A 24,409-nucleotide genomic window follows, 5' to 3' on the forward strand; every position below is an offset into this window, starting at 1 on the left:
AAGGGGAGATTATGGGCGAAAGCCGGCCCGAGACAAAACCCTTTCAGCTATGCTCGCAGGATGATCCTCTTCCCCGATTTGCTCAACCTGCCCCGACAGTTGCGCCATCCCGAAGTGCGCGACCTGGCCTGGGTCATCCTCGCACCGCCCATGCTGGAAGACACCCCGTGGCCACAACGTCATCCGTTGGCCGGCAGCGACTGGGTGCAAGCGCCGGACCGGCTGGAGCAGTGGTTGCGCGGGCTGGACCAGGACCCGGTCGAGCTGCAGGGTTGGCTGGTGCGGGGCGCGACCCGTCGACTGGGGCTGTATTACGAACGGTTATGGCAGTTCGCCGTGCAACAGGCGCCCGGGATCGAGTTGATCGGCGCCAACCTGCCGATCCGCCGCGAGGGTCATACCCTGGGCGAACTGGACCTGCTGTTGCGCGATCGCGATGGCGTGCATCACCTGGAGTTGGCGATCAAGCTGTACCTGGGTCCGCAGCAGGGCGGCGGTGAAGACCCGGCGCGCTGGCTCGGTCCGGGTTGCCATGACCGACTGGACCGCAAGCTGGCGCACCTGAACCACCACCAACTGCCGATTTCCGCCCGTCCGGAGAGCCGCGAAGCCTTGGCGGCACTGGAAATCCATCAGTTCAGCGCGCAGTTGTGGCTCGGCGGTTACCTGCTGTATCCGTGGCCGGGGACCTCGCGTCCGCCCCGCGGCGCTCACCCGCAGCACCTGCACGGACGCTGGCTGCATCAGCGCGACTGGCTGGACTTCGTCAGCCAAAGCCCGGCGGGACGCTGGCAACCCCTGCCGCGCCATGCCTGGCTGGCACCGGCGCACTACGCCGAAGCGGACGCCTGGTCGCAGGAACGCCTGGACCGTTGGCTGGAGGCGTTGGACCCGCACGCGCCGGCGCAGTTGCTGGTGCGCTTGAGCCGCAATGCCGAAGGCGACTGGGAAGAGGCCGAGCGGCTGTTCCTGGTGGCCGATCTCTGGCCGAATGTACCGGGCACCTCCTGACATGCCTAGGGCAAAACCCTGGAAAACCTATTAGAGTGTAGGAACTCCGTCGCTCAAGAACGGAGGTTTCAGCCCTGATGACCCGAGGAACAACCCTATGCCCTGGAAGAATACCGACAGCCGCTACAGCAGCATGTCGATTGCATTGCACTGGTTGATGCTGGTGCTGCTGGCGGTGGTCTACGCCTGCATCGAGTTTCGCGGGATTTTCCCCAAGGGCAGTGGTGGTCGCACCTTGATCATCGAGGCTCACTACATGTTCGGCCTGACGGTGTTCCTGCTGGTCTGGCTGCGCTTGCTGGCGCGTGCCATCGGCGTGGCACCGAAGATCGTCCCCGCGCCGCCGGCCTGGCAGATGCTGTTCTCGAAGCTGATGCACTGGGCGCTGTACCTGTTCATGATCGCCACGCCGATCTTCGGTTGGCTGGCCGTCAGTGCCCAGGGGCATTCGGTGCTGTTCTACGGCATCGAACTGCCGGCGCTGATGGGCGAGGACCTGGCGTACGCCAAGGAGGTCAAGGGCTGGCATGAATTGCTGGCCACCGCCGGCTACTGGCTGATCGGCCTGCATGCCCTGGCCGGGCTCTATCACCACTATTTCGTACGGGACAACACCCTGCTACGCATCATGCCCAAGCGCGGGGCCTGAACCCTACTGTGCAGGAGCAAAACCCCGGCGGCCCTGCAAACCGCCGGTATGCACGAACACCAGCCGCGTGCCCGGCGCGAACCGCCCGGCGCCCACCTGCTCCTGAAGCGCCAGCAACGCCTTGCCGGTATACAGCGGCTCCAGCGGCACACCACTTTGTTGTTCGTTTAGCGCGATAAAGCCCTGCAACGCCGGATCGACCTTGGCAAAACCGCCACGGCAGGCCTCGATCAGTTCAAAGGCCAGGCCCGGCGCCCCGCCCTCCTCCAGGATCGCCGCGACCAAAGGCGCCACGCCATGATCGGCCGGTACCGCCAGGGCACCGTATACCGGTCGGCGTCCGGCCTCGGCCAGCACCAGCCCGGCCAGGGTCGTGCCGGTTCCGGCGGCCAGCCACCAGCCGTGATAGTCGTCCCAGCCGAGCGCCGGCAATTGCTCGCGTACCTGATGAAGCAAGACCGCGCACCCGCGAGCCCCCTTCAGGCCACCACCGCCCTCCGGCACGCCGTGCAGGTGCGGATAGCGCTGGCGCCACGAGTCCCAGAAATCCGCCGCATGGCGCGCCCGATAGCCGCCATAGCCGAGCCAGTGCAGCTCCATCCCGAAAGCCTGGAGGTCGCTGACAGTCGGGGTTTGTACAGGATGCCCGCGCAACAGGCCGACGGTGGGAAAGCCGAAGCGCTTGCCCGCCGCCGCCAGGGCGTGAAGATGATTGGAGTGCGCGCCACCCAGGCTGATCAGGCCCTCGGCGCCGGCCTGTCGGGCCGCCGCCAGATGCTCGGTGAGCTTGAACCACTTGTTGCCACTGATCAGCGGATCGATCAGGTCGAGGCGCAACATGGCCACCTCGACGCCGGCCTTGGCCAACCAGTCCAGATGCAGTGGTTCGAGGGGCGCATGGGGTTGCCAGTCAACAGGGGCCAGCATCGCAGGGCGGTCCGTTTGGAGGGAGCCCGGCAGTTTAACAGTTCAAGTCCTGTGGTGTTTTCAGGGGTCTCTTCGCGGGCAAGCACCGCTCCCACAATGTTTGAGTCGGACTTAAATCATGAGTACGACAAAAAACCTGTGGGAGCGGAGCTTGCCCGCGAAGAACGATAACGCGGTGCCCCTGAAAAACTACAGCCCAGCCGCCAGTCGCGAGCCCTGGTTGATCGCCCGCTTGGCGTCCAGCTCCGCCGCCACGTCCGCGCCGCCGATCAGGTGAACGGTCTGCCCAGCCGCCAACAGCCCGTCCTGCAGCTCGCGCAACGGATCCTGCCCGGCGCAGATCACCACGTTGTCCACCGCCAGCAACTGCGGCTCGCCACCGCCGATACTGATGTGCAGGCCCGCCTCGTCGATCTTCAGGTACTCGACGCTGTTGAGCATCTGCACCCGCTTGTTCTTCAACCCCGTCCGGTGAATCCAGCCGGTGGTCTTGCCCAGGCCATCGCCGACCTTGGAAGCCTTGCGCTGCAGCAGGAACACTTCGCGGGCCGGTGCATGGGGCTCGGCCTTGATCCCGGCGACCCCGCCCCGCGCCTCAAGACGGGTGTCGATGCCCCACTCCTTCCAGAACGCCTCGCGGTCCTGGCTGGTGGCCACCCCCTCATGCACCAGGAACTCCGAGACGTCGAAGCCGATACCGCCGGCCCCGATCACCGCCACCTTGTGGCCCACCGGCTTGCGCTCCAGCAGCACATCCAGGTAGCTCAGGACCTTGGGGTTGTCGATGCCGGGAATCGCCGGCAGCCGTGGCGCGATGCCCGTGGCGAGGATGATCTCGTCATACCCGCCGGCCACCAGTTGCGCCACATCCACCCGCGTATCGAGGCAGACCTCGACATGGCTGGTCTGCAGCTTGCGCTTGAAGTAGCGCAGGGTCTCGAAGAACTCTTCCTTGCCCGGCACGCGCTTGGCGACGTTGAACTGGCCACCGATTTCAGCGGCCGAATCGAACAGCGTCACCTGGTGCCCACGCTCGGCCGCCACGGTGGCTGCCGACAGACCGGCAGGACCGGCGCCGACCACGGCAATTTTCTTCACCTGTTGGACCGGCAGGTAATTCAGCTCGGTCTCATGGCAGGCCCGTGGGTTGACCAGGCAGGAGGTCAGCTTGCCGCCGAAGGTATGGTCCAGGCAGGCCTGGTTGCAGCCGATGCAGGTATTGATTTCGTCGGCACGCCCTTGCGCCGCCTTGTTGACGAATTCCGGGTCGGCCAGGAACGGCCGGGCCATGGAAACCATGTCGGCATCGCCGTCGGCGAGGATCTGTTCGGCCACTTCCGGGGTGTTGATACGATTGGTGGTGATCAGCGGAATGCCCACCGAACCGCGCAGCTTGGCGGTGACCTTGCTGAATGCGGCGCGCGGCACCTTGGTGGCGATGGTCGGAATCCGCGCCTCGTGCCAGCCGATCCCGGTGTTGATGATGGTTGCACCGGCCTGCTCGATGGCCTTGGCCAACTGCACGATTTCTTCCCAGGTGCTGCCGCCCTCCACCAGGTCGAGCATCGACAGGCGGAAGATGATGATGAAGTCCGCACCCACCGCCTCACGCACCCGACGCACGATCTCGACCGGCAGGCGCATGCGGTTCTCGTAGCTGCCGCCCCAACGGTCGGTGCGATGGTTGGTGTGGGCCGCGAGGAACTGGTTGATGAAGTAGCCTTCCGAACCCATGATCTCGACGCCGTCGTACCCGGCATTCCGGGCCAGGGTCGAACAGGTCACGAAGTCGGCGATCTGTTTCTCGATGCCTTCCTCATCCAGCTCCTTGGGCTTGAACGGGTTGATCGGGGCCTGGATCGCGCTCGGCGCCACCTGCTTGGGGCTGTAGGCATAGCGCCCGGCATGCAGGATCTGCAGGCAGATCTTGCCGCCGGCCTCATGCACCGCCCGGGTGACGATGCGATGCTGGTCGGCCTCGGCCTGGGTGGTCAACCTGGCCGCGCCGGAATACACGCCACCCTCTTCGTTCGGCGCGATACCGCCGGTCACCATCAGGCCGACACCGCCACGGGCGCGCTCGGCGAAGTAGGCCGCCATGCGCTCGAAACCGCCGGGCTTTTCCTCAAGACCGGTGTGCATCGAGCCCATCAGGGTGCGGTTGCGCAACGTGGTGAAACCCAGGTCGAGCGGGGCCAGCAGGTGCGGGTATTGGGCGGCGGTCATAGAAACTCCACAACGGGCAAGATCACGGGATGCGGGAGGCTCTTCGGCTCCCGTCAGTTGTATGACTGGCACATTAAAGACGCCCCAGCCCTGGCTCAATGACCGAAACTGACAACTTATTGATCCAAATGCGCAACGCCCCTTGGCAAGGACGCCGGCCGGCCCTACCCTAGTCGACGACTCCCGCACACGGTCGTTCGTTCTCCGCTCCCATGCGCAAATTCATTGTCTTCTCCTTGCTGGTCCTGCTTCTCGCCGCCGTCACCGGCTATGGCGTTTGGACCCAACAGCGCAGCAGCGGTCACTACCTCTCGGACCTGCGCATCCGCCTGGTCGTGAACCAGGGCGTGGCCGCTGATCACGGCAATCTGCTGGGCGTGCAACCGGAGCTGTTTCCCAACGACTACCAGAGCCCGGCGCGCCTGCACCGCAAGCTGGCGGCCTACCTGCAACAGGCGCGCAGCCTGGGCCTGCTGAACGAGAAAACCATCGTGGTGCTGCCCGAGCACATCGGCACCTGGCTGCTGTTGCGCGGCGAAAAAGACGACCTCTACCAGGCCCTCGACCAGAAGGAGGCGATGAACTGGCTGATGCTCGGCAACCCGCTGAAGCTGCTCGGCGCCCTCTTCAATGCCAAGGGGCGCAGCTTCCTGGAAGACGCCCGCCTGCGCATGAAGGCCAGGACCATGGCCCAGGACTACCAGGCGGTGTTCGGCGGCCTGGCAAAAGAGTTCGGCGTCACCCTGGTGGCCGGCTCCATCGTCCTGCCGGACCCCAGCGTCGAGCAAGGCACCCTGAAAATCGGCCAGGGCGCCCTGTACAACGTCAGCCTGGTTTTCGCCGCCGACGGGCGCCCCCTGGGCCAGCCCCAACGCAAGCTCTACCCGACCTTCGACGAACGCGGCTATATCAAGGGGAGCGGGCGCCAGGAACTGAATGCCGTGCAGACCCCCGCCGGGCGCCTGGGCGTGCTGGTCGGCAGTGACAGCTGGTACCCGGACAACTACAGCAGGTTTGACGAACTGGGCGTGTCGCTGATTGCCGTGACGGCCTCCCTGCCCGGCAAGAACAGCTGGGAGCAGCCCTGGCGCGGCTTCAAGAGTGCGGCCACACCGGCGAACATCAGCCTCAGGCCCGGCGAACTCGGCGAAGGCGACGCCTGGCATCGCCTGACCCTGATCAGCCGCGCGCCCTCCAGCCAGGCGCTGGCCGGCATGACCGTGTTCCTGCACGGCCAGTTCTGGAACCAGCGTTATTCAGGCCGGAGCTTTATCAGCCACGATGGGCGCGCCGTCGCCGAAGCGGACGCCAGCGATCACGGCGCCCGCCTGCTGAACCTGTGGCTGCCATGAAGCCGCTGCCGATGCGCCTGGGCGATCTGTCCGTGGGCTTCGTCCACAGCCTCGCCGATGCGGTACGCAGTCATGGCCAGGACCCCGAGGGCCTGCTGGTGCAATACGGGCTGGACCCGGCGCGCCTGGCCGAGCCCAACGCCCGACTGTCGATTCCGCGCTACATGCGCCTGGGGCACGCGGCGATCCAGCTGACCGGTGACCCGGCCCTGGGCTTGCGCATGGGCCGGCTCAGTCGGCTCAGCCAGGCGGGCCTGGCCGGTGTGACCGCCGCCCAGGCCCCGACGGTACGCGAGGCGGCGAGAATCCTGACCCGTTTCGAGGCACTCTACGGCTCCAACTATCGCGGGCAGTCGAGTTTCCACGAAGACGCCGACGGCGCCTGGCTGCGCTTCTACTCCATCAGCCCGTACAACGCCTACAACCGCTTCGTGGTGGACTCGATCATCGCCGGTTGGTTGCAGCAACTGGGCAGCGTTGGCGGCGAGCCGCTGCAGGCCGAGCGCATCGACATCGAATTCGCCGAACCGGACTACGCCGCGGCCTACAAGGGCCTGGGAGACTGCCAGGTGCACTTCGCCGCCGAGCACAATCAGTTGCGCCTGGGCCAGGCCAGCCTGGGCCTGCGCAACCCGGAACATTGCCCCAGCACCTGGCGGCACCTGCTGCAATTATGCGAACGGGAACTGGAACAACTGACGCGCACCCGCAGCCTGCGTGAACGTATCACTCAGTTGCTGGGGCCTTTGCTCAATGGCGGCCGGGAACCCGACCTGGAAGAAGTGGCGGCACGCCTGAAGCTGCCGACCTGGACATTGCGTCGCAAACTGGCCGAGGAAGGAACACAGTTTCGCGCCATTCTCAATGACACTCGCCGTGACCTGGCAATGACCTACATTCGCGACACCGAACTGGCCTTTGGCGAAATCGCCTACCTGCTCGGTTTTGCCTCGGCAGAGGCCTTTCAACGGGCTTTCAAACGCTGGAACGGCCAGACGCCCGGCGAGTTCCGCCGCAGCCAGCGGCATTCGGCCTGAGCCGAAAAACGACCGCTTACAGCTCGGTCGCGTCTTCAGCCGGTTCAACAGGGTCCAGCTCGAAAGCACGGGACTCCAGCAGTTCTTCTTGATAGTCATCCATTGTGAAGCTCCTTTTTTCGTTCAAGGTTAAAACCGCTGTCTTGCTGGCCATTCCTGTAGGAGCGGGCCGGGTCCAGCATAGGGGTCCCGTGTGAAGGAAAAATGAAGCACCCCGTCTGCCCCAGGCTCCTGAGTCAGGACCTGAAATAAAAAACTAGCAGAACGGTCAGAATTTACCCACTTTTATTTTGCCGGTGGCGTCCCCACCACAGGGCCACGGGATCGAGGTCGACAAACCCGCTCCCGCCGCCCTGTGTCGTGGTTACTGCGCCGGAGTCGCTGGAACCGCCGGAGTCGCCGGCGCGCTGGCCGCTGGTGCCGGGGTGGGCGTCGGTTCGGCAGGCTTTTCCGGGGTTGCCGGAGTCGCCGAAGTCACTTGGGTTACCGGGGCTGTCGAGGTCACCGAGGCGGCAGGGGCTGCGGAAGCCGGTGTGACAAGCGCAGCCGCAGGCGGCGCGGCAACCGGCTCGGAAGTGGCAGGCGTGGCGGGCGCGTTATTCACCGGCTCCGCGGCCTTCGGTGCCGGCACGGGCACCGGTGCAGGCGTCGGTTGCGCCGGCTTGGCTTCTGCCACCTTGGGTTCCGTCGGCTTGTCCGTATGGGCCTTGGCCGGCGTCGCGTCGGGCACGCCCAAGTCCGCCTTGGGTTTTTCGTCGGTATGTTGCTCCTTCTTCACTTCAGGTGGCAGGAACAGTTCCACCAGGGTGAAGAAACGGTCATAGAAGGTCGCCGAGGACACGGTCTCGCTGGCGACCTTGACCATCGAGTCGTCCGTCGAGCCGATCGGCATCGACACCGACCCCAGCACACCCACGCCCAGGCTGGCGGAGTTGTTGACCTTCTTCAGGGCATAGCGGTCCTGCAGGGCGTTGGCGAACATGGTCGAGCGATGATTGGCGCTGCCATCCGCCGCACAGACCACGCTGAAGCTGATCTGCATGTGGGTGTCGCCGGTCTGCTGGAAGCTCTTGTTGCCGGTGACCAGCTTCGGGTCGCTGCTGGTGATGATGTAGCCCTGGCTGAGCAAGGCACGCCGGGCCGCTTCACAGGACGCCGTGTCGCTCACGCCATAGTTGCGCGAGAACGTGCCGGCGTCGTCGAAATTCTCCCGTTCGTAAACGGCGGTCTTGGAGGGCGACGAGCAGCCCGCGGCGCCCGCCAGCATCAGTGCCAATGCAACGGCACGCAAGTGGAATGATGTCGACATTGAAAATCCTGAGGAAAAACGGTCCGGGGCGTATTGTGCATCAGATCGGCGTCACTGAGCGCACGCTGATCAGGTTCTGACAGCGAATTTTCAGGAAAATGCACTTCAGCGCCCCTCCATCTGATAACGCACCTTGTACAACTCGTTGTCGCCACGCAGGCCCAGCTTGCGAAACGCGGCCTGTTTCTGGGTACTGATGGTCTTGATACTGCGCGAGAACTTGCGCGCAATGTGGCTTACCGACAGACCGTCCAGGCAACAGCGCAGCACCTCGTGCTCGCGGACCGTCAACGCCGAGGTCCTGGCCAGTTCGTCCAGGCTGGCGAGCTCGGATTCCGAGGCCGGCGTGGCGATATCGAGCCGCGAGACCTCATGCACCTGCAACGCCTCGACCATGTCCGGATGCAGGTAGACCTTGCCGGCCGCCACCTGACGAATGGCCAGCACCAGCTCGCCGGAATTCAGCTCCTTGCCGATGAAGCCACTGGCCCCGCAGCGCAGCGCCAAGGCGACCGTCGCGGGCACGTACAGGGACGAGATGACCAGCAGCCGCAACTTGGGAAAGCGGATCCTCAAGGTGCGAATCAGGTTCAGGCCGTCCACCTCGCCCGAACGCAGGGAGTAGTCCATCACCACCAGGTCGACCTCCTGCTCGCGCAAGGCTGCCATCAGCGCCGAGCCACGGGTGAAGCTGCCCAGCAACAGAAGATCGGGCTCGGCCTGGATCTTGATCTCCATGCCGCACAGGACCAGGCTGTGGTCATCCAGAATCATGAGGCGGGTAGGCTTTTTCTCGAGCATGGACTCTCCTGCACAACTGCCAATGAAAAACTGACTCGGCAGTGGTCAGGTCCGACCGACGCAAAATCGTTGTGCGGACCGCCACCGCTTCACAATGGCATCCTGCCCAACCGATGACCCCCTGATTCGCAGGGCCCCTCTCCCTGCGCCAGATAACCCCACCTGGCCAGCCGGGCCGCCAGGGCGACCGCGACCCTGCAGCGGGCTATGCGTTGTCATGCTAAACAGTCGTCGCTCCAACCGACATAGGACATTTCCCCGGGCTCGTTACGAAACTGACCTTCACGTTGAGGGACAGGCCAAATCCCTACAGTCACCCTGTCGATGGGCATCGGAAATCGCTCAGGATCTTGCGACCGAAGGGGTGATCGAGGCTGGCACTGCGCAATTGCAGCACCACCTCGAAAGCCTCGAAGTTCAGGGTCAACCAGTAACCCTCCCCGCTCGGTGCCGGCCCCAGGCGGCCCTGCTCCATGAAACGAAACCAGGCCCAGGGACCTTCGGCCGAACGTACCAGGGTGCGCCCGTCGATCAGCGTGACCACCATCCTGAGCTGGCTGCCCAGGGCCCGGGTCGGCCAGGTGAACAGAGCGGGCCGGATGGGGCCGTGGGCATAGTCGAGTTGCAGCTCGTCCAGGGTCAGGCGCACCTGGGCGATGTTTTCATCCATGGTCACAGGGCTGAGCTCGAAATCGACCCGCGCGACGTCGGACGTGCCGGGAAAAAACGCCCGGCGAATCTGCTCCGCGCGCTGGAACTGTGCCGCCGGCGCGCCCTCCAGTAGCGTGGTGTCCGGATGACGCTGTTGAAAATCCTGCAGCAGCCCGGAAGGGGCGAACAAGCGGTTGAAATCGGCCAGCGAGAGCTGCTCCCTGGCCTGTGGGTCAAAGGGATAGCGCTGGGCGAGCAGGCGCGAGCATTCAGGGCCCAGTTGACGGTCCAGGCTGGCGCCGACCGTCGCCACCGTCTGCTGGCGCAGGTGTTGCCGGGCAACACCGACGATATCGGCGAACAGCGGTTGCAGCATCGGCGGCAGCCCGTCGATCTGCCGCTTCAGTGGCTCCAGGCTGTCCACCGGCGGGCTCGGCAAGCCCATCGCCAGGGACTGCTCCCGGGCCTGGAGGTAAATCGCGGCCTGGGCCAGGGCTTCGCGTAGCCCCTCGAGCGGGGCGGCGGTGCCTTCGGTCAACTGTCGCAGCGCCGCAAAGTGCCGGTTGACCGGGTGCTCCTCGGCGGCCAGCGTGCCGGGAAGCGCCCTGGCCAGATCGGGGGAGAAACTGGAGGCCAGTGACGAAACCTGCTGGCGCGCCCGGTCGACCAGACGCTGCGGGGCCTCGCTGATCTCCAGGCGGGTCTCACGCCCTGCCGCGCGCAGCAAGCTGAACAGCGCCGAGTCGGCCCGCGACAGCCGCTCCAGCCTGAGGGCCAGGGACTCGGGCTGGTCGAGGCCAACCAGCCGCAGGTCCGCGAAGAACTGCTCCCAGTGGCGGATATAGTCCCGCGCATAAAGCGCGGACACTTCGTTGTGCAAGGTCGCCGCGTCCAGTCGAAGCCCCGGCCCCATGACCCAGTCTTCATCCTTGAGCGCCTCGGCCACCAGTAATGGCAGGCGGACCCGCAGCTGCTCATGTCCTTTGGGGCTGAAGCGTGCAGGAACGCCTCGGTTCAAGGGCTCGCCGCTACGGCGGGCCAGGCTCAGCAGACCCTCGCTGCCGCTGGCGGCGACGACACTGAAATCCTCCGCGTCGGCACTGGCCAATGTCGCGCTCAGTCGAGCGTACAGACGCTGCTGTTGCGGCTCGCTGCGCAATTGTCGACGCACCCGCTCTACCCACCGCGAATCGACACTCAGCACCGGCCCCTGCGCCAGCAGCGGTATCAGCGCCTGGACATGCCCCTGCAATTGCTCGCGTTGCTCCGGGGCCAGCGCCTGACCGAGATCGCCCCGCACCTGGGCCGACAGCCAGTCTTCAAAGGCGGCCGATTCGAAGCGGCCCTGGCCGCCCAGCATCAGGTAAAAACGCAAGCGCTCCTGGCTCTCGCTGTACAACCCATCCGGCGCGGAACGCTGCAAGACTTGCACAACGCCAGGTAGCAATTCATCGAGCAACGCCCGCTGGTAAAGGCCATGGGTCTGGTCCAGCAATCGCTGATATTCGCTTGACCAGAACGCCGGCTGCGGCCAGCCGTCCGTGGGGGGATAGGCCAGGCTCCTGAAGCGTGCCAAGCGCTCGAGCAGCGCCGGCGTCAGGCTCGTCCCGGCAGCGCTGGCCGGCAACGCCGCCAGCAACGCTTGTTGCTCGGCCAGCCACTGCAACTGCCGGGTCTGCTGCCAGTAACTGTTGCCGAGCAGCGTTGCCAACAACATGACCAAGGCAGCCGCACCGAGTGCAAGCAACCAGCGCCGCCCACCCGCACCCAGCGGCAGGAATCCTGGCCAGCGCGTGTGGCGTCGACTCTGTTGCAGGCAGCGGACCAGCCGCTGAGTGGCGGCCCGGGTGCCGGGCTCGACCCGCAAGTGGCCGCTGCAACGCAGCGATTGCAGGTGGACCTGCGCAACCCGCGGCTGCTCGAAAAACGCCGTCTGCAGATAAGGCTGCAAGATCTCGCCGAACTGTTGCCACAATCGCGCGAAACCATAGAGTTGAACCCGGGCCGGAGTCTGCACCTCCTTCTGCAAGCGCTCTGGGAGTCCGTCCTGCAAGTCCGTGAAGAGGCCGACAACACGCTCGGCCAGCCCCGTCAGGTTCTGCCGGTTGCGCCCACGGACAAAGGCCAGCGCCAGGTCTCTTTGTTCGGTCGGCAACGCCAGCAGCGACGGTTCGAAGCCCGGCAAGCGATCACAGTGGGTGACGATCACCTGCACCGACAAGCCGTGCCCGAACTGAGCGGCCAGCTCTTCCAGGCGCGCCCGCAGGATCAGCGCCTGGGCATCGCGGGCAGCGGGGGCCAGGCGCAGCAGATGCACCGCATTGAGCACCAGCACCGCCCCGGCGACGCCCAACCCGTGGCGGCGCGAGCGTTTCAGTTCATCGAGCAGGCAACGCCATAGCCGCACGCACTCGGGGTCTGCCTGGGTCAACAGCGCGGCACTCACGGCCATGACGGAAAACGCCCCGACACGCCCCGGGTGCACATCATCGGGCGGTGACTCGTCGCCTCCGCGCGCGCGGCGCCCTTTCTCCCCCATCAGACTGCGCTTGCCGGCACCTGCCCCGCCCAGCAGCAGGAGCACCGGACCGCTGGCGCTGGCCTGGCCTTCCAGGCGCCAACGCTCCAAACGCTCACGCAAGCGCCGCTCTCGGGCACCGGGTTGCTCCAGCGCCTGCAACGCCAACTGCGCCGCTTCGGCCTGAAGCAACTCCCGGCGCTTGCGCCGTCGCCGGGCCCACCAGAGAAAAACCAACCCACACAGGTACAACGGCACCAGCAGCAGCCATTGCTGCCAGTCGTGCGCCAGCGGAGCAACACCGTCGATGGACAACCGCGGCCCCTGGCTGCGTACCAGCAGGGTCAACAGGTAAAGGCCCGCCGCCAGCGGCAGCGCTCGCAGCAGGTTTTTCAGCAATCTCAGGAACATGGTGGCAGTCATCCAGCGAGGGCAAATAGGTGAAGCGCCCTACGGCAGGGCGTCGGCGGTCACGGGCGGTTCGAGCACGATCTCCACCCGGCGATTGCGCCCGCGGTTGTCCGGGCTGTCATTGGCGACCCGTGGCTCACTGGCGCCACGCCCCAGGACCTGGATACGCCCGGAGTCGGCCGCCTCACCGAACATTTCGAACGCCACCGCACGAGCACGTCGCAGCGAGAGTTCCTGGTTGGAGACCCGCCCCTTGCCGACCGGCGTATCGTCGCTATGGCCGATGATCCGGATACGCCCCGGCCAATCCGCCAGCACCGCGGCGATCCGCTGCAAGGTCGCCCGATGCTGTGGCGCGAGCGCACTGCCGCCAGGTGAAAACCATTGCCTGGCACCGAGCAGGAGTCGCACGCCGCCCGCCTCATCGAGCAGCACCAGGCGCCCGGCCTGGAAATCCTCGGCCAGACGTTCGGCCAACGAGGGCAGTGTCGCGGGGACCGTTGCCCTGGGCGACGACAGCTGCGACAGGCCCGGCAACTGCTGGGCCGAGCGCCTCTGCAGGTCGTACGCACCCACGACCACGAGGGCGATCGTCAGCAGCGCCAGACCGCACAAGGCCCAGCGCAGCGCACGCCGGGGCCGCTGCCCCGTCTGCGCGCGCTTCAGTACCGGACGCGGATAACGCTCGCGGTGCTGGCGCAGGATTTCGTAGAGCTGACTGCGCTTGAGGGCGAGGATCGAACGGCCTTCGCGCTGGATTCGATAACGCCCCTCCAGGCCCAACGCCAGGCACAGGTACATCAGTTCAAGCAGCGCCAGGTGCTCCACCGGCTTGAGCTGCGCCTCGTCCAGATAGGCGAAGAAGCCTTCGCCGCCCTCGGTTTCCTGGTGAAAGGTCATCAACAGGCTGTGCCGCGACCAGGCGCCCCGGGCCCATTCGCTGCTGGCGATGACTTCGTCGAGCAAGGTGCACAGGGCATAGCGGGCGCGCCACACGATCCGCTGCTCGATACCGCAGGCCAGGGCCTGACGCTGAAAGGTCCGCACCCGGGCAATCAGGCGCAGGCGCAGCGCTGCCAGGTCGGGCCGGCGCGTCAGGCGCTGGAAAACCACGACCTCATGCAGCAGATCATCGGCCAACGGGCACAGCTGTTCGTCGGCGGCCGCCGGTCGGGCCCGGACAGGCTCGCGGGCGATCGCGCGGGCATCTTTTCGCGCTCCTGGCCCCCCCTTGGCAAGCGCCATCACGGCTCCCTGATGGCCCAGAACGCCAGTTGCAGACCCGGAAACGAACCGGCTACATGCAGGCCGAAGCCGCTGGTGTCCACCAGGTCGGCCCACAAGGCGTGGTCGCTCGACACCTGGAAATAGCTGAAGCCGGGATAGTAAGGCAGCTCCCTGGGCGCCGCCGGCAACACCTGGATCGCCAGGCCCGGCAATTGCAGGTTCACCAGGTCGTGCAGGCGCTCGGCCGGGCCGATCTTCAAGCGGCTGGGAAAGCTTTTACGCAGTTCCTCGTCGGGCACCTGCGCGCGAACCGCGAGAATGAAACGCGCCGATTGATAAAGATTGATGTCCGGTACCTGGGCAAAGCGAAAACCGAATGCACCACTCTTGAGGGCCAGGGCAACCACGTCGGCCGTGGCCGTGGCGCTCAACGACTGCAGCAGGTCCTGGATCAGCGGCACAAAGGTCTCACCCAGGCGGTCATGACGGTACACCGGGTACGCCTTGGGACGCTTACGGTCCGGGTGGAAAATCGCCAGCTCGCCGGCCAGCCGCACCAGCTCGCGGTACAGCAGCTCCGGATGCAGCGCCGCCTGGCTGGCCAGGTGCACCAACAGGCTTTCGGCGCGGTTGACGCTTTGCAGCATCACGTATTGCTGGATTTCCGTCATCCCGCCGAGACCACCCTGGCCCAGCCCCTCGGCCAGGGCCGCACCGCGTTGCCGGGCCCGGGCGATCAGTTCGTCGACGGAGCGCGCCAGCACCGGCGAACAACGCCAGGCCAGCAGCGGCGCCACCTGTTGCCGGTCGAGCACCACCAGGCCGGCGGCCGTTCGCTCCACCACCCGGGCCACCCGCAGGAACACATGGGAGGCGGCCACCTCCGCTTCGCGCGCCAGCTTCAGGTTCAAGCGGCTCACCTGCAAGCAGGCCGGTTCGGCGCCCTCGGCATGGGTGTCGGCCACCATGACTTCGCTGACCCGGTGGCGGGCCAGGCTATCGTCCCGGGGGGCGGTTTCGGTGTCCGGAACGCCCGGGCGATTGACCGCCAGGGCCAGCACCAATTGTACATCGCGCTCGCTGTCGGCCACCGGATAACGCAGCCGGGCCAGCTCCTCGTCCGTCAGGGCGAAGGGGCTGCCATCGGGCATGATCCCTTCACAGGCGCTCAGGGCCAGCGTGCCCAGAGCCAGTTGCCCCGCATCGATTTTCAGCGCGGAAAAGCCCCAGCCATGGGGTTGCAACGCCCGCAGGACCTGCGCCAGCCGTGCCCGATGATGGCGCTCCTGCTGCTGGAAATGCTGCGGCAGCAGAAACATGCCTTCGGACCACACGACGCTGTCGTGACTACTCATCATCGGCCTTGTCCTCCGCGGGCGCCGACGTCAACACCACGCGCTGGCGACCGATCAGGGCCGTCAGTCGCGAGGGGCGCGTCGGGTCGATTTCGGCCCAGGCCCACCACTGGGCATGGTCGATATTCCGGTACTCGGCCACGATCGCGACAAAGCGGGTGCCGGGCTCAGGAATAAAACCCTGCTCCTGCTGCTGGCCAGGGCGCAGCAGCAGCGACTCCTGTCGCAGCAGGTCGCGCCCCAGGGCCTGCTCGGCAGCGGCTTCGGACTGGAACAGCTCGACCTGCTCCAGGCGCTTGCTGTCCGCCAGTTGCAGGAGCCTGACGATCACCGGCGATGGCCGGCCATGCAGGTCGGGATTGCTGTCCAGTGCAGCCTCTAGGAACAACGCGATACGCGGTTCGGGCGGTGGCGGTTCGTCCGCCCAAAACCAGGTACAGCCTGGGAGCGTCAGCACCAGCAGCAGGAGCATGGCGCGTCGAAACACCCGCTTAATCGCGACCATCGTCGGCCTCCTTAGGCTGCTTGACCTTCGCCGGTTTCGCCGCCTTGGCCGAGGTCGAGGCAGGCGCGGCACCGCCATTGATGTCGACCGAGGCCGAGCCATCGAGGGTCACGGTCTTGCCGTTGATCGCCACGCCCGCGGCGCTGAGCACCAGGGTGCTGGCGCCGACCTTGAGGGTCAGGCTCTTGCCGGCTTCCAGCACCAGCTTGCCGTCGGCCTTGAAATCCATGTCGGTCGCCGTCGACTGCAACTGACCGGCAACCTTGCAATGGCTATCGCCCCCGATATCCAGCAATTGATCGGCGTCGACCCGACTGTTGCGGCTCCCGCCCACGGACTCATGGAGATCGTCCTTGACCTTGAGCAACTGATTGGCGCCGACCGTCAGGTGCCAGTCGTTGCCGATGCTGGCGAACGCATCGTTGCGCACCGTCAGGTCCTGGTTGCGGCCCGCATGGATCAGCAACTGCTCGCGGCCCGCCTTGTCGTCGAAGCGCAGCTCGTTGTACACCCCCTGCTCGCCCAGCGACTGCGACTTGAGACCACTGCGGGCCGCCTCGGCCGGCAGCTCCCAGGGTGGCCGGTGACCGGCATTATAGAGCCCGGCGGTGACCAAGGGTCGGTCGGGGTCGCCGCCGAGGAACTCCACCACCACCTCCTGCCCGACCCGTGGCACGAACAGCGCGCCCCAGCGCTTGCCGGCCAGCGGCTGGGCGACCCGGACCCAGCAGGAACAATGCTCGTTGCGCCGCCCGCTGCTGTCCCAGTGAAACTGCACCTTGATCCGACCGAATTTATCGACCCAGATCGGATCGCCCTCCTTGCCCACCACGAAGGCCGTCTGTGGCCCGGCGATCCGCGGCCGCACCGTCTGGAGCGGCGCGCGAAACACCTGGGTGGTCGGAATCGCCTCGACCTCGCAGCGCGGCTCGGTCGTTGTATCGAACTGCAAGGTCGTCGCAACGATCAGGTAATCACCGTTCTGCTCGGCCCGTGGGTGATCGACCAGGGTGAACCACTGTCCGGGTACCAGATGCAGCGACTGGCTGACGCCCTGTCGCCACTGCTGGCAGGCGTGCGCGGCTTCGAGCTGGATCCGCGCCAGCGCTTCGCCAGATTTGCCACTGCTGAAGCGCCCCGGAAAACCTTCCTGTCGAAAGTTGCCGTGGCGCGGTGTCGCCGCAGCCGCCTGGCTCGCCGAGAGGACGCTGGCCTCACGATTGCTGGCCTTGGTGAAATCGAAATCCACCAGGCTGAACACCCCGGGCCGCAGTTCGCCGTGGGACTCCCAGCGCTGCATGCTGCCCGGGACCTTGTCCTGGTTGGGCCGGTAGCTCATTTCAGCCAAGTGCCGCACCGGTTTATGGGCGTCCATCGAGTCGGCGATCACCAACAGGTGGTCTTCAGGCTGATGATCGAAGAAGTAGTAGAACCCCGCTTCCTCCAGCAAGCGACTGAAAAAAGCAAAGTCGCTTTCGTCGAACTGCACGCAGTACTCCATCGGCTCCGGGCATTCGACCTGCCAGTCGATGCTGGCGGGGTAGTCGCTGAAGACCTCTTCGAGAATCTGTTTGAGCGTCAGGTTCTGGAAAATACGCTGGCGCCGGGACTGCGTAAGCAACCACAGCCAGGGCCTGAGCGAAAGCCGGTAGCACGCCTGGCGCTTGACCCAGCCCGTGGCACTGAAGGCGGTGATATAGCCGTGGATATGCCGCACCTGTGGCTCCTGTGGCGCCTCGACACCGAGACTCAGTGCCAACGGACGTCCCAGCAAATCATCGACCTGCAAGCCATCGTCGGCACAGGAGACCGTCAACTGGTATTCGAAGAGCTGGCTCAACCCTTCCCGGCCCGTCAACTCGAGCAGCGACAGCTTGGCATCGACGTCAGGCACCTGGAGACGGTGGTAGGTGTTCTCGGACATGGTGACAAGGGCTCGCTCAGGCAATCGTGGTCTTGAGGGTGGCGCTGGCATCGACGCGGATCTGGCCGCCCCAGTTGCACAGGCAGGTACAGCGATTATCCAGCGCCGGCCGCTTGGCAATCCGCGTGCGCGGCGCGCCGGGCTGCCAGGGCGTGAGCGTGGCGGGCACGCAGGGCATCGGCGTCAGCACGCCCATGGCGGCGGCCGTCGCCGCCGCGACCTGGGGGTTGGCCGGGCTGCGGCAGAGGCCGAAGGTCGGGATATTGGCCTGGGGTTGATGATCGAGAATGTTTGCCGCCGGCTGACCTTCGACCTTGAGCCGCCCCAGCGGCAGGACACTCAGGGGGGCCGATACGGTGCCAAACGAACAGGAGAGCAAGGCGCCCATTACAACTTGCTGATTCATGCGTGCTCCAGACAGACATCCATGGAAAGCCCGTGCAGTGTCAGTCAAGGGTGCCCCGCGGGGTATCGGATAACTCCTAAATCAGCCGACGTGGTCCTGTGGCGAGCGGGCTCGTAGCGCCATCCCGGCGCAGCCGCGCACCTGTGCCCCAGCCAGCAGGCCCGCCCCAGGCCCTGCCGCGCGCCCAGGCGCAGGCCTGGCCGCTGCGCCGGATCCAGCTGCAAGTCGAGGTCCCATTGAAAGGTCGGGCCGACATAACACTCGACCAGCTGGCAAAGGGGCTCGAAGTAGCGCCCACCGGGCAGCAGGTGCTGATAGTCGGGCCAGGACAACGGCCCCAGGTGCAGGCTGAAACTGTGCTGGATATTCCACAGGCGGCGCCCCAGCAACGCGGCCCCGCCCAGCCGTGCCGACTCGCTCTGCCGGCCCAGTTGCAAACGCTCGCCGGACGCCAGGACGGCCCGGTGTCGGCCCAGGCTGCTCAGGCCCACCGGCAAGCGCAGCAGATCCTGGACCAGGGCCAACAAAGCGGCGGCACTGCGGCGTTGATCGATGAACTGCGGCGCATAGAAACGCGCGCCATTGGGCAACGCGCTCATCTCGCCCGGTGAAAACGCCGACACATAGTCGGCGAAACGGTCGTCGGCCGGACGATCGGCCCAGACCACCGGTCGAACCCGCGCCCAGCTTCGGTAGAGCAGGCTCAGCAGGCGGTGGTGAAACACATCCAGAAAGTGCGCCAGGGTGCTGTCGCTATGATTAATCTGGCGCGACAGCACATCTTCGCTGAAATGCAGGGGCATCGGCCCGTTCGCCCCCGTCAGGCCGAAGAAGTTCACCGCCAGCAGCGCCGCGCGGCCTTCGCGAAGGCGCACCTGGGCGATCATCGCCGGTTCGAACGCCAGCGAGACGTGCTGCGCCAGACGCAACGGATCGTCGCCCAGGCGTTGCGCCGTGCCCCAGCGCGGCGCATGGGGGTAAGTGCGCTCCAGCAGACGCAGCGCGGCGAAAAAGTCGTAGCGCCAGGGATGCGCGATCAGTTCGGGCGGTGGCGCTACCAGATCATGCATTGCCCCGCCCTCGCCCGCCAGGTCTTGATAGACCCCCGGCTCACACTGTGCAACTCGGTTTCCACAAAGGCATTGAGCGCGGCATAACGGACAAAGAACCGCTCCAGGGCGGCCCCGAACAGATAGGCTCCGGTCCCTTCGCAGGCGGCGTCGTCCAGCAGCAGGGTCAGGTTCAGGCCGCGCCCGAAGGCCACCGGGCCAGCACCGGGCAGCCGCCGGGTGACGACCTCGGCACGCAAGGAGACGATGCCTTGCAGCAACTTGTGCCCGCCGCTGTCGTCCTCGGGCAGGTAATGCGCCAACAACTCGCGCAAGGCCTGCGCCCCGGCAGCCCCCTCGCGGTGAGCCAGGGGCAGGTAGTTACGCGACAGTTGCCGGACCACCTGCCATTGCCGATCGCCCTGGGATGGCGCGGGTAGCGGGCGCGAGGGTCCCGCCACGCAACGGATCGCCAACACCGGGGCACTCACATCCAGGACGAAGTCGGTATTACCGGCCCCCAGGGGCAGGCTCAACGGTAGATCGCGGTTGGAACACAATACGTCCACCGCCAGGCGCTGCAGCTGGGCGTCCGCCTCCAGCGCCAGGACCAGGCTGGCGTCACAGCCACGGTAACGCCGCTGCCCGTCGACGAAGCGCTGGGGGACACGGCTGGGCGTGCGCTGCATCTGGTAGAAACCCACCGGGCGCCGATCAGCGTCGTCCAACCGTGGCGGAGCATACAGCGGCAGGAGGAGTTGGCGCTCCTTGGAGCCGGCGGCATACCCATGGACCGCCAGCACCTCCTGGATCTCGTAGGCCAGTGGCCGCGCCTTGTCGACCACCAGGGGCAATTCATGACGGTAAGGATCGATGACAATACGCTCGATACGCTTGTTGAACAGGTTGATCACCGGCGCGCAGAACAAGCCGAAGTGGCTGGCATCGAGCAGTGCCGACAAGGGTTGCGACAGCGGCGCGAGCACCACCACCAACTCCAGGCTGCGCGATTGGCACCCGCGCAGCGCCGGCCCCAGGCCACCCAGGCTGACAAAACGCTCACCCTCGGCAAACGCGAGAAAGGTCTTGAGCTGTGCGCACACCGCGTCACTATTCAACGAACGTGCCTGCTGGCGGGCGGCGGGACGCGGCTCCGGCTGACGGATCTGCCCGGGGTCGATCCGCGGGCTCCAGCTCCCCTCGCCTTCGCCGCAGCGGGCAAACATACCCTCGGCGCGGGTCAGCAGGGCTTCCTGAACGGCCATGGGCAACGAGCCATCGCCGCGCAGGAACAGCGTCAGTTCCTGCAGCGCCAATTGATCGAAAGACACCCCGGCCGTGGTACGCAGACGCAGGCGCAAGGCGCCACCGTCCTGTTTGACCACGCTGGCAGGCAAGCCCTTGAGCAGCCCCGCACTGGGCAGGTACTCGGCTGACTCCAGGGCCAGGGGCCAGAGCGTGACCGGGCGCAGGCTACGGAACTCGCAACGCGGGCCTTGCCCGCCCGCCTCGCCCAGCGAGCGCACCACGCTATTGGCCGGCAGGGTGAACCCCGAGGCGAGCGAACCCTCCTGCAAGTCCGGGGAAAACTGCAACACCGCCATGGACGGAACCGGCAGCAACTGCTGCGGTTGCACCAACTCCAGGAGGCTCTCGGTGAAACGCGGGAATTCGGCCTCCATCTGCAGTTGCACACGGGCCGTGAGAAAACTCAAGCCCTCCAGCAAGCGCTCCACCGACGGGTCGGTCACCTCCTCGGGGCGCAACCCCAGGGTGGCGGCAATCTTCGGGTAGTCCTCGGCAAACTCGGCACCGGCTTCACGCAGGAAACGCAGTTCACGCTCGTAATGGCGCAGCAGTCGTTCATCCATGGGCGCGCGGGCGAACGTAGGGCCGAACCCGCACTTCACCACTCTCGGTGTTCCAGGCCGACTCCAGTCGGAACGCGTGCAACGCATCGAGGCCACGGATTTCGCCTTCGATGAGGAAGTTCAGGCTGGCACTGCAGGGGCGCGCAAGGAGGAGTTGCACCTCGACGCTGTAACGCAGGATGCGCGGTTCGAAATCCAGGACGATTTCACGGATACGGTTCTCGAGCTTCTGCGTATCGATGCTCGACAGCACCACCCCCGCCAGGTTGCCCAGGCCGTAGTTGAGCACCGATCGCGTGACATGGGGCTGGCTGCCCAGCGGGCAGACCGCCCCCAGTCCGGTGGCATTGAACAGCAGCGTGAGATCCCGGCACAGGTGTTCCAGCTCTTGCTGCGAACCACCCCCTGCCTGGCGACGGGTCATCCCCTCGCCAGGGCTGGCGGGCCTCATCAGACGCTCAAGCAGCGGTGTCATGGCGATAGTCATGAAAATCCTCCCGAAAACCCCAGGCGCCGGCGGGTCCCGCAGCACGCTACGGGATCCGCTGGCGTTCGATCACACGGCGGTTTCTTTAAGCCGGCTGAAGCTCTTTTCAACCTCGCCGTCCATCTTGCCGTCGATGAAGTGTGTGTACTTGTACGTGAGGCCCGTGAAGTTGATCAGGAAGCTCTCGGTCGGGCGATCGCCGCTGCCGTTGTTGATGGAGTAGTGGCAGATGATCGGCGCCTGCAGCTTGAACTCGATGTAGGGTACGTTCTTGCCCGTCGAACTGCCGCTGGTCTGGATAATCCGCAAGGTCGCCTCCTCCAGGGACTTGCCAGTGATCGACTCGATAAACAGGTTGGGCGAGGCGATGTCGGTGGTCTTGCTGAAGACCATGTCGCTGACGAACCCGACGCCTACTTCACGGTCATTGTCAAACGAGATGGGACGACCGCTGCTGAACGACCAGGAGTCGATTACGATCCAGCCCGTGTGATCCGTCTCCTTGCAGTTCCCCTTAATCATGGGGTCCTGCTTGGCTCCGAGTTTCAATAAAATCATATGGGACTCCAACTTCTATTTATTTGAATGGTTAAGCGCTTTTCCGGAGCCAGGCCCCGTTCAGGCGTGAACCCCTCAGCCTTTGACCGAGGGCAGTTGGGAGACCAGTCGCAGGGATACGCTCAGGCCTTCCAATTGATAGTGGGGACGCAGGAAAAACTTGGCCTGGTAAAAGCCCGGGTTGCCTTCCACTTCCTGCACCACCACTTCGGCACCCGCCAGGGGCTTGCGCGCCTTGTCGGCGTCACTGGCGGTCGCCGGGTTATGTTCGACGTACTTGACGATCCAGTTGTTGAGCCAGATTTCCATATCCTCGCGCTCGCTGAAGGAGCCGATCTTGTCGCGCACGATGCACTTGAGGTAATGCGCAAAACGGCAGGTGGCGAACAGATACGGCAACCGCGCCGCCAACTGCGCGTTGGCGGTGGCGTCGGGGTCGTCGTATTCCTGGGGGCAGTGCAAGGACTGCGCGCCGATAAAGGCCGCCAGCGAGGTGTTCTTGCAATGCACCAGGGGCATGAAGCCGTTCTTCGCCAACTCCACCTCGCGCCGATCGCTGATGGCGACCTCGGTCGGACAGGTCATGTCCACACCGCCCTCCTCGGTCGGATAGGTGTGCACGGGCAGGCCGCTGATGGCGCCGCCGGACTCGATGCCGCGAATCCGCGAGCACCAGCCGTACTCCTTGAAGGAGCGGTTGATATTGATCCCCATGGCATAGGCGGCGTTGGCCCACAGGTAGTTCTGCGCCTGGCCTTCAGTGACCTCCTCGAAGGCGAACGCCTCCACCGGCGCGGTGCGCGCGCCATAGGGAATACGCCCGAGGAAACGCGGCATGGTCAGGCCGATGTAGCGCGAATCCTCGGAACGCCGCAGATTGCGCCAGGCGGCGTGCTCGGGGGTGAGGAACAGCTTGCTCAGGTCGCGGGGGTTGGCGACTTCGCGCCAGGAGTCCATCAGCATCACCGCCGGTGACACCGCGCTGATCAACGGCGCATGGGCCGCCGCGGCAATCTTCGCCAGTGACCCCAGCAGTTCCACATCCGGCGGGCTGTTGTCGAAATAGTAATCGGCGATCAGCACGCCAAACGGCTCGCCGCCCAGTTGTCCGTACTCATGCTCGTAGATTTTCTTGAACAGCGGGCTCTGGTCCCAGGCCGCGCCCTTGAACTTCTTCAGTTCGCGGGCCACTTCGTCCTTGGCGACGTTGAGGAAGCGGATCTTGAGTTTCTCGTCGGTCTCGGTGTTGCTCACCAGATAGTCGAGGCCGCGCCAGGCCGATTCGACCGCCTGGAAGTCCGGGTGATGGAGGATGTCGTTGACCTGCGCGGACAACCTGGCATCGATTTCGCCGATCAGCGCCTGAATGGTGCCGAGGGTGTCATGGGCGATCAGGTGGGTCGTACGCAGCGCCTGCTGGGCCAGGGTCTGCACCGCATGCTCGATGGCTTCGCGCACCGGCTCGCCGCGCGGCTTGAACTCGCGTTGCAGCAGGTCATTGAATTCACTGGGCGACAGTTCGGCCGCCGGATCGATACCGGGCTGATTCTGAGTAGTGACGGACACGGGTATTTACCTGTTTCAGGGAGCGATCATCGAAGGCATCAGTCTTCGGACTCGGTGGCGGCCGGCTTGGCCTGGGCCAGCAGCGACTGCATCAGGGCCGGGTTTTCCAGCAAGCGGGCCATCAGTTGCTCGGCGCCGCTCTTGCCGTCCATGTAGGTCAGCAGGTTGGCCAGTTGATTGCGCGCCTCCAGCAACTCGCGCAACGGCTCGACATTGCGGGCCACGGCCCCGGGCGAGAAGTCGTCCATGCTCTTGAAGGCGAGCGACACCGCCATCTGCCCTTCCCCCGTCAGCTGGTTGGGCACACTGATGCGGACCTGGGGTTCGATGGCGGCCATGCGCTCATCGAAGTTGTCGATATCGATCTCCAGGAACTTGCGCTCGGCCAATGGCGGCAGGTCGGCCCGGTTGGCGCCCGAGAGGTCGGCGAACACGCCGTTGACGAAGGGAATCTCGATGGTCTTTTCGGCGCCGTACAACTCGACGTCATATTCGATCTGGACCCGTGGCGCACGGTTGCGCCCAATGAATTTCTGGCTGTTGTTATTGGACATACAGATGAACCTGAG

At 65.5% G+C, this 24,409-nt stretch carries 20 protein-coding genes; 4 read left to right on the plus strand and 16 right to left on the minus strand.

The genetic code is table 11. From position 1 onward, the window contains the following. Positions 1-60 precede the first annotated feature (60 nt). The gene (locus NUH87_RS07540; protein ID WP_338525454.1) at positions 61-1,011 is read left to right on the plus strand and encodes a DUF1853 family protein; all 951 of its coding nucleotides are present in this window, start codon (positions 61-63) and stop codon (positions 1,009-1,011) included. 97 nt (positions 1,012-1,108) lie between these two features. Beyond that, positions 1,109-1,660 carry a cytochrome b gene (locus tag NUH87_RS07545; RefSeq protein ID WP_338525455.1) on the plus strand — a complete coding sequence of 184 codons (552 nt, stop codon included), beginning with the start codon at positions 1,109-1,111 and terminating at the stop codon, positions 1,658-1,660. Positions 1,661-1,663: 3 nt separating this feature from the next. Here NUH87_RS07545 and NUH87_RS07550 read toward each other — a convergent pair whose 3' ends face one another. Then, positions 1,664-2,587 carry a 1-aminocyclopropane-1-carboxylate deaminase/D-cysteine desulfhydrase gene (locus NUH87_RS07550; RefSeq protein ID WP_338525456.1) on the minus strand — a complete coding sequence of 308 codons (924 nt, stop codon included), beginning with the start codon at positions 2,585-2,587 and terminating at the stop codon, positions 1,664-1,666. Positions 2,588-2,776: 189 nt separating this feature from the next. Further along, positions 2,777-4,813, minus strand: coding sequence for an NADPH-dependent 2,4-dienoyl-CoA reductase (locus NUH87_RS07555; protein ID WP_338525457.1), 2,037 nt, complete (start codon positions 4,811-4,813; stop codon positions 2,777-2,779). A 212-nt stretch (positions 4,814-5,025) separates the two neighbouring features. On the opposite strand from NUH87_RS07555, the gene NUH87_RS07560 reads away from it, so the two are divergent. Continuing rightward, positions 5,026-6,165: a nitrilase-related carbon-nitrogen hydrolase gene (locus NUH87_RS07560; RefSeq protein WP_338525458.1), complete on the plus strand. Its 1,140-nt coding sequence runs from the start codon at positions 5,026-5,028 to the stop codon at positions 6,163-6,165. Further along, entirely contained in the window at positions 6,162-7,202 is a 1,041-nt protein-coding gene (locus NUH87_RS07565) for an AraC family transcriptional regulator (RefSeq protein ID WP_338525459.1), read from the plus strand. Before NUH87_RS07560 ends, NUH87_RS07565 begins: the two co-directional genes overlap by 4 nt. A 364-nt stretch (positions 7,203-7,566) precedes the next feature. Here NUH87_RS07565 and NUH87_RS07570 read toward each other — a convergent pair whose 3' ends face one another. From NUH87_RS07570 to tssB, 14 genes are all read right to left on the minus strand, one after another. Further along, positions 7,567-8,511, minus strand: coding sequence for a DUF2242 domain-containing protein (locus NUH87_RS07570; protein WP_338525460.1), 945 nt, complete (start codon positions 8,509-8,511; stop codon positions 7,567-7,569). A gap of 105 nt (positions 8,512-8,616) precedes the next feature. After that, positions 8,617-9,312 (minus strand): response regulator transcription factor, encoded by a 696-nt coding sequence (locus NUH87_RS07575; protein WP_338525461.1) that lies wholly within the window; start codon positions 9,310-9,312, stop codon positions 8,617-8,619. Between the two features lie 313 nt (positions 9,313-9,625). Beyond that, positions 9,626-12,892, minus strand: a complete 3,267-nt coding sequence (locus NUH87_RS07580) for an ImcF-related family protein (protein ID WP_338525462.1) — start codon at positions 12,890-12,892, stop codon at positions 9,626-9,628. 39 nt (positions 12,893-12,931) lie between these two features. After that, complete coding sequence (gene icmH, locus NUH87_RS07585) at positions 12,932-14,137, minus strand: type IVB secretion system protein IcmH/DotU (RefSeq protein WP_338525463.1); 1,206 nt, start codon at positions 14,135-14,137, stop codon at positions 12,932-12,934. Continuing rightward, positions 14,137-15,477 (minus strand): type VI secretion system baseplate subunit TssK, encoded by a 1,341-nt coding sequence (gene tssK, locus NUH87_RS07590; RefSeq protein ID WP_338525464.1) that lies wholly within the window; start codon positions 15,475-15,477, stop codon positions 14,137-14,139. The genes icmH and tssK overlap by 1 nt, the downstream gene beginning before the upstream one ends. After that, on the minus strand, positions 15,467-15,979 hold the full coding sequence (tssJ, locus tag NUH87_RS07595) for a type VI secretion system lipoprotein TssJ (RefSeq protein ID WP_338525465.1): 513 nt from the start codon (positions 15,977-15,979) through the stop codon (positions 15,467-15,469). The genes tssK and tssJ overlap by 11 nt, the downstream gene beginning before the upstream one ends. Then, positions 15,966-17,903 carry a type VI secretion system Vgr family protein gene (locus NUH87_RS07600; RefSeq protein WP_338525466.1) on the minus strand — a complete coding sequence of 646 codons (1,938 nt, stop codon included), beginning with the start codon at positions 17,901-17,903 and terminating at the stop codon, positions 15,966-15,968. The genes tssJ and NUH87_RS07600 overlap by 14 nt, the downstream gene beginning before the upstream one ends. Positions 17,904-17,919: 16 nt before the next feature. After that, positions 17,920-18,309 carry a DUF4280 domain-containing protein gene (locus NUH87_RS07605; protein ID WP_338525467.1) on the minus strand — a complete coding sequence of 130 codons (390 nt, stop codon included), beginning with the start codon at positions 18,307-18,309 and terminating at the stop codon, positions 17,920-17,922. A 44-nt stretch (positions 18,310-18,353) separates the two neighbouring features. Further along, positions 18,354-19,379: a type VI secretion system baseplate subunit TssG gene (gene tssG, locus NUH87_RS07610; protein WP_338525468.1), complete on the minus strand. Its 1,026-nt coding sequence runs from the start codon at positions 19,377-19,379 to the stop codon at positions 18,354-18,356. Continuing rightward, positions 19,364-21,229 (minus strand): type VI secretion system baseplate subunit TssF, encoded by a 1,866-nt coding sequence (gene tssF / locus NUH87_RS07615; protein ID WP_338525469.1) that lies wholly within the window; start codon positions 21,227-21,229, stop codon positions 19,364-19,366. Before tssF ends, tssG begins: the two co-directional genes overlap by 16 nt. Then, complete coding sequence (locus tag NUH87_RS07620) at positions 21,222-21,716, minus strand: type VI secretion system baseplate subunit TssE (RefSeq protein WP_338525470.1); 495 nt, start codon at positions 21,714-21,716, stop codon at positions 21,222-21,224. Before NUH87_RS07620 ends, tssF begins: the two co-directional genes overlap by 8 nt. Positions 21,717-21,785: 69 nt before the next feature. After that, positions 21,786-22,238, minus strand: coding sequence for a type VI secretion system tube protein Hcp (locus tag NUH87_RS07625; RefSeq protein ID WP_338525471.1), 453 nt, complete (start codon positions 22,236-22,238; stop codon positions 21,786-21,788). A 111-nt stretch (positions 22,239-22,349) separates the two neighbouring features. Then, complete coding sequence (gene tssC, locus NUH87_RS07630; protein WP_422393909.1) at positions 22,350-23,840, minus strand: type VI secretion system contractile sheath large subunit; 1,491 nt, start codon at positions 23,838-23,840, stop codon at positions 22,350-22,352. A 38-nt stretch (positions 23,841-23,878) separates the two neighbouring features. Next, positions 23,879-24,394 carry a type VI secretion system contractile sheath small subunit gene (gene tssB, locus NUH87_RS07635; RefSeq protein ID WP_338525472.1) on the minus strand — a complete coding sequence of 172 codons (516 nt, stop codon included), beginning with the start codon at positions 24,392-24,394 and terminating at the stop codon, positions 23,879-23,881. Positions 24,395-24,409: the final 15 nt, after the last annotated feature.

The sequence above is a fragment of the Pseudomonas batumici genome (genome assembly GCF_036585405.1).
In the GTDB taxonomy this organism is placed as follows: Bacteria; Pseudomonadota; Gammaproteobacteria; order Pseudomonadales; family Pseudomonadaceae; genus Aquipseudomonas; species Aquipseudomonas batumici.